Here is a 4,744-nt window from a genome sequence, read left to right on the forward strand (position 1 = left end):
CGGGTACCGGGCCGAGGCCGTGGAGCGGCTCGTGGGGCGGGCGGCGGACGAGCTCGACCGGCGTGCCGCCGGCGAGCCGCCCCTGCTGCGGGCGGACGACGTGCACCCCGACGGGTTCGCCCTGGCCATGGCCGGCTACGCCGCCGGGCCGGTGCGCGCGCTCCTCGCCGCCGCCGCCACCGCCCTGCGGTCCTGACGGGGCTGCTCCCCGGTCCGGTCGGCCGGCCACCCTGGTGCGCCCCGGCACCTGCGGCGTACGTTCACCCGTACGGAGAAGTGCCGGGATCGAGGCCGACGACGACGTCGGGCCAGGGGGCGACATGGGACTCACCACGTCACGACGGACGACGACGGCCGCGGGCGCCGCGGTGCTCGCGATCGGCCTGGCCGCGGGCGGGGGCCAGGGCGACGGCCGCGGGAACGGTCAGGGGAACGGCCACGGCAACGGCCGCGACCAGGCGCGCAACGTCGTCCTGCTCGTCGGCGACGGCCTGAGCATCGCGGCGCGCGAGGCGACGCGCCTGGCCACCGTCGGTCAGGACGGCGAGCTGGCCATGGACTCCCTGGAGTACGCGGGGTGGACCCACACCGACTCGGCGGATCCCGAGGAGGCCGTGACCGACTCCGCGGCCGCCGCGACCGCCTTCGCCACGGGTGTGCGCACGTACAACGGGGCCGTGTCCGTCGACCTCACCGGCGCGCCGGTGCGCACGCTCCTCGAGGAGGCGCGCGACCTGCGCAAGGCCACGGGCCTGGTCACGACCGCGCAGGTGACCGACGCGACGCCCGCCGCGTTCGGTGCGCACGTCGCCGACCGCGGCGACCAGACCGAGATCGCGCGCCAGATGATCGAGGAGACCCGGCCCGACGTGATCCTCGGCGGCGGGGAGGACTGGTGGTACCCCGAGGGGGACCCCGGCGCCTACCCGGACGACCCGGCGGACCCGCGACCCGAGGTCAGCCGGAGCACGATCGGCAACCTCGTCGAGCGGGCGCAGGCGTCGGGGTACACCTACGTCAGCACGCCCGAGGAGCTCGCGGCCGCCGACGCCGACCGGCTGCTCGGCCTGTTCGCCAACGAGGAGATGTTCGAGCAGGCGCCGGAGGGCGCGGGCGACGAGTACGCCCCGGTCGTGCCGCTCAGCACCATGACGCAGAAGGCGCTCGACGTGCTCTCCCAGGACCGCCAGGGCTTCTTCCTCATGGTCGAGGAGGAGGGCGTCGACGAGATGGCGCACAACAACAACGCCGCGCGGACCATCCAGGCCGGCCAGGCCCTCGACGCCACGGTGGCACTGGTCCACGAGTTCGCGCGCCAGCACCCGGGAACCCTGGTCGTGGTCGTCGGCGACCACGAGACCGGCGGGCTCGCGATCGAGAACGTCGACCCGGACGACGAGTCGGGCGACCCGACCAGCACGAGCGCCGAGGTGCTGCAGAGCCTCGAGGACGGCCCCTTCCCCGTCGCGGGCTCCGACCTGGAGTTCGTCGTGGACTGGACGACGTCGGGCCACACCGGCGGCGCCACGCCGCTGACCGCGGAAGGCCCCTCGGCCCAGCGCCTGGCGCGCGCGCAGGACGCCACGAACGTGCACGACGTCATCCTCGACGCGCTGCGCGGCAGGCGGGGGTGACCCCGCGCCTACGGCGCCGTCAGAGGGCCCGCAGGCGCGGCGCGAGGTCGCGCTCGAAGAGCTCGAGGAAGCGTCGCTGGTCGTGCCCGGGCGCGTGGAAGACGAGGTGGTTCAGCCCGGCCTCGACGTAGGGCGCGATGCCGGCGACCACCTCGTCCGGGTCCGAGCCCACGATCCACCGGGACGCGACCTGCTCGATGGGCAGCGCGTCGGCCGCGCGCTCCATCTCGACCGGGTCGTCGATGTCGTGCTTCTGCTCCTTCGACAGGGCCAGGGGCGCCCAGAAGCGCGTGTTCTCGAGCGCCACCGCCGGGTCGGGGTCGTACGACAGCTTGATCTCGATCATGCGGTCGATGTCGTCGTGCGCGCGTCCGGCGCGCTCGAGGCCCTCGGCCACGGCCGGCAGGAGGCTGTCGGTGTAGAGCTCCATGCCCTTGCCGGACGTGCAGATGAAGCCGTCGCCGGCCCGCCCCGCGTACCGCGCCACCACGGGGCCGCCCGCGGCGACGTACACCGGGACGCCGCCGTCGGGCCGGTCGTAGATCGACGCGTCACGCGTGGAGTAGTACTCGCCCCGGAAGGTGACCCGCTCCTCGCGCCAGAGCGTGCGCATGAGCTCGACGGCCTCGCGGAGCCGCGCGAACCGCTCCTTGAACGGTGGCCAGGGCTCCTCGGCGGGGCGCGAGCCGGTCGCGATCTCGTTGAGGGCCTCGCCCGTCCCCACGCCGAGGAACACGCGGCCCGGGTAGAGCACCGCCATCGTCGCGAACGCCTGCGCGAGCACGGCCGGGTTGTAGCGGAACGTGGGCGTGAGCACGCTCGTCCCGATCCGGATCGTGCTGGTGCGCTCGCCGACCGCGGCCATCCAGGCGAGCGAGAACGGCGCGTGGCCGCCCTCGTGGCGCCACGGCTGGAAGTGGTCGCTCACGGCGACGCTCTCCATGCCGTGCGCCTCCGCGGCGACCGCGATCTCCACGAGCTCGCGCGGGCCGAACTGCTCGGCGGATGCCTTGTACCCCAGGCGGAGCGTCATGCGGTTCCTCTCCTCGACGGCCGACCCGTCCACCGTAGGCGCCGCGCGCCGAGCACCGCGCGGTCAGCCCAGGCCCACCATGGTCTGGCTGCCGTTGAGCACGGGGCTGCCGTCGACCTCGAGCAGGACGGGCATCCCGGCGAGGATGCCGTCCGGCAGCGCGGCCGCCGTCGGCAGCGCGGAGGTCCACAGCGGCACGCCGTCGAGACCGACGGCGTGCAGGACCCACCGGCCGTCGGACCGCGCGAGCAGCACCACGCGCTGCCCGTCGGTCACGGTGCCCAGGTCCGCGCGCGCGCCGGCCACGGGGACCGACCACTGGCGGGCGCCGGTGAGCAGGTCGAGCGAGAAGACGCTGCCGGAGTCGGCGACGATCGCGCTCCCGTCCCGCCGCAGCAGCACCTGACCGACCTCGAGCGGCGCGCTCCAGCGCACCTGGCCCGACCGCGTATCGGTCGCGCGCAGCTCCCGGCCGCCGCTCGAGGTGAGCACCACGTGGTCCAGGCTCGCGTCCCTCACCTCGGGCTCGGCGAGGAAGCCCTCCACCGGGCTCAGCGCCGCACCCGAGCGGTCGTACCAGGTGCCGGTGGCGGCCCGCCTCGACCCGATGACGTCCGTCCAGGCACCGAATCCCCGGTCCGTGACCTCGACGAGCGCACCCTCCAGCGACGGGGACAGCGCGTCGGCATCCTCGACGTCGACGTCCGGCGCGTCCCACGACCCCAGGGTCACCCCGTCGGCGTCGAGCACGAGGGTCGTCGGCCCGTGCACCACGACCAGGTCGTGCTCGACCGTGACCCAGGCGCTCGGTGAGCCGTCCGGCTGGCGCGCGGTCAGGGCCAGCTCGCGGGACCACACCACCTCCGCGGTCACGGGGTCCGTCCGTACGACGCGCACGACGTCACCGTCGCGGTACGCGAGCACGGCGTCACCGTCGATCACGCCGTAGCCGGAGGACGGCAGGGCCGTCGGGTGCTCGGAGACCACGGTGCCGTCGGTCGCGTCGAGGGTCACCAGCTCGCCGTCGAAGGTCGTGGTCGTGCCGTCGGAGTTCGGGACGACCACGGGCGAGACCCGCCAGCACAGGACCACGGGGCGCTCCTCGCGACCGGCCACACCCTCGCACCAGTCCACGCCCCGGCCGTCGTCCGTCGCGCCGCGCGCCACGCTCCAGCGCGCCTGCCCGGTGGCGGGCTCCAGCGCCTGGAGCTCGACGCCCCCGATGCGCTCCTGCCAGCGCAGCACCAGGTCGTCCGTCCACGAGACGCCGAGCACGGTGGACGCCTCCCAGGTCGCGACCAGGGGCTCGTCGAGCGGTGCGACGACGCCCGGGATGGCGCCGGCCCGCGCGGCGCGTTCCTCGGCGCGCTGCGCCTGGAGGCCGTGGGCACCCCACGCGGCGACGATCCCCAGCACCGCGACGGCGCCCACGACCCGGGGCCGCAGGCGCGGTCCACGTCGGGCCCGGGGGGCGTCGACCGTGCCGGCTGTCTCCGCGGGCGCCGAGCCGTGGTGGGGGCTGCGCGCGGCGAGCTCCGCGAGGACCGAGCCCGCCTCGACGTCGTCGGCCTCGAGCTCGACCTCCACCATCGCGTGCCCCGCGCCCGGTCGGCCACGTCGCCCCATTCCCGGACATTACCGCCGCGCGCCGGGCCGGGCCCGGGGAGGCTCTGCGCGGGCCGGACGGCGCCTGCGGCACTACCCTCGGGAGGTGACCTCGTCCGCCCCGCCGGAGCCCTCGACCCCACCGCCCGGCCGCACGACGGATGCGAAGCGGGGGCGGGGGCGCCCCCGCGATCCCGAGCTCGAGGACCGTGCGCTGCGGGCCACCCTCGACGTGTTCGGCGAGAAGGGCTGGGCCGGCCTGACCATCGACGAGGTGGCCACGCGCTCCCGGGCGGGCAAGTCGTCGATCTACCTGCGCTGGCCGGACAAGGCGACGCTGCTCGCCTCCGCGCTGCGGCGGGTCCAGGCCGAGGGCGACGACGCCCTCGGCCCCGAGCCGGCCGACGCCCCGCGCCCCGCCGGGGGCGAGCCCGACCGCCCTGCCGAGGACGCGCCCGACGCCGCCCCCGCC

The 4,744-nt window shown here is 75.8% G+C and carries 5 protein-coding genes; 3 read left to right on the plus strand and 2 right to left on the minus strand.

Annotated features, from left to right (window positions below):
- A partial coding sequence (locus IDM29_RS15005) for a hypothetical protein (protein WP_188037718.1) occupies positions 1-196 on the plus strand: 196 nt, incomplete at its 5' end.
- Between the two features lie 124 nt (positions 197-320).
- Positions 321-1,634 carry an alkaline phosphatase gene (locus IDM29_RS15010; protein ID WP_182111394.1) on the plus strand — a complete coding sequence of 438 codons (1,314 nt, stop codon included), beginning with the start codon at positions 321-323 and terminating at the stop codon, positions 1,632-1,634.
- A gap of 19 nt (positions 1,635-1,653) precedes the next feature.
- On the opposite strand, the gene fgd is transcribed toward IDM29_RS15010, so the two are convergent.
- Together fgd and IDM29_RS15020 are read right to left on the minus strand one after the other, a co-directional pair.
- Entirely contained in the window at positions 1,654-2,667 is a 1,014-nt protein-coding gene (gene fgd / locus IDM29_RS15015; protein WP_182111395.1) for a glucose-6-phosphate dehydrogenase (coenzyme-F420), read from the minus strand.
- Between the two features lie 63 nt (positions 2,668-2,730).
- Positions 2,731-4,293 (minus strand): hypothetical protein, encoded by a 1,563-nt coding sequence (locus IDM29_RS15020; RefSeq protein WP_182111396.1) that lies wholly within the window; start codon positions 4,291-4,293, stop codon positions 2,731-2,733.
- Positions 4,294-4,378: 85 nt separating this feature from the next.
- Here IDM29_RS15020 and IDM29_RS17025 point away from each other — a divergent pair.
- Positions 4,379-4,744 (plus strand): TetR family transcriptional regulator (locus tag IDM29_RS17025; RefSeq protein WP_223148375.1); only part of this gene is annotated, 366 nt, incomplete at its 3' end.

Origin of the sequence: Actinotalea sp. JY-7885, from assembly GCF_014525465.1 — a bacterium.
GTDB lineage: Bacteria > Actinomycetota > Actinomycetes > Actinomycetales > Cellulomonadaceae > Actinotalea.

Coding starts and splice junctions, on each gene's coding strand:
- IDM29_RS15010 (WP_182111394.1), top strand. CDS start 321: ATGGGACTCACCACGTCACGACGGACGACGACGGCCGCGGGCGCCGCG.
- fgd (WP_182111395.1), bottom strand. CDS start 2,667: ATGACGCTCCGCCTGGGGTACAAGGCATCCGCCGAGCAGTTCGGCCCG.
- IDM29_RS15020 (WP_182111396.1), bottom strand. CDS start 4,293: ATGGGGCGACGTGGCCGACCGGGCGCGGGGCACGCGATGGTGGAGGTC.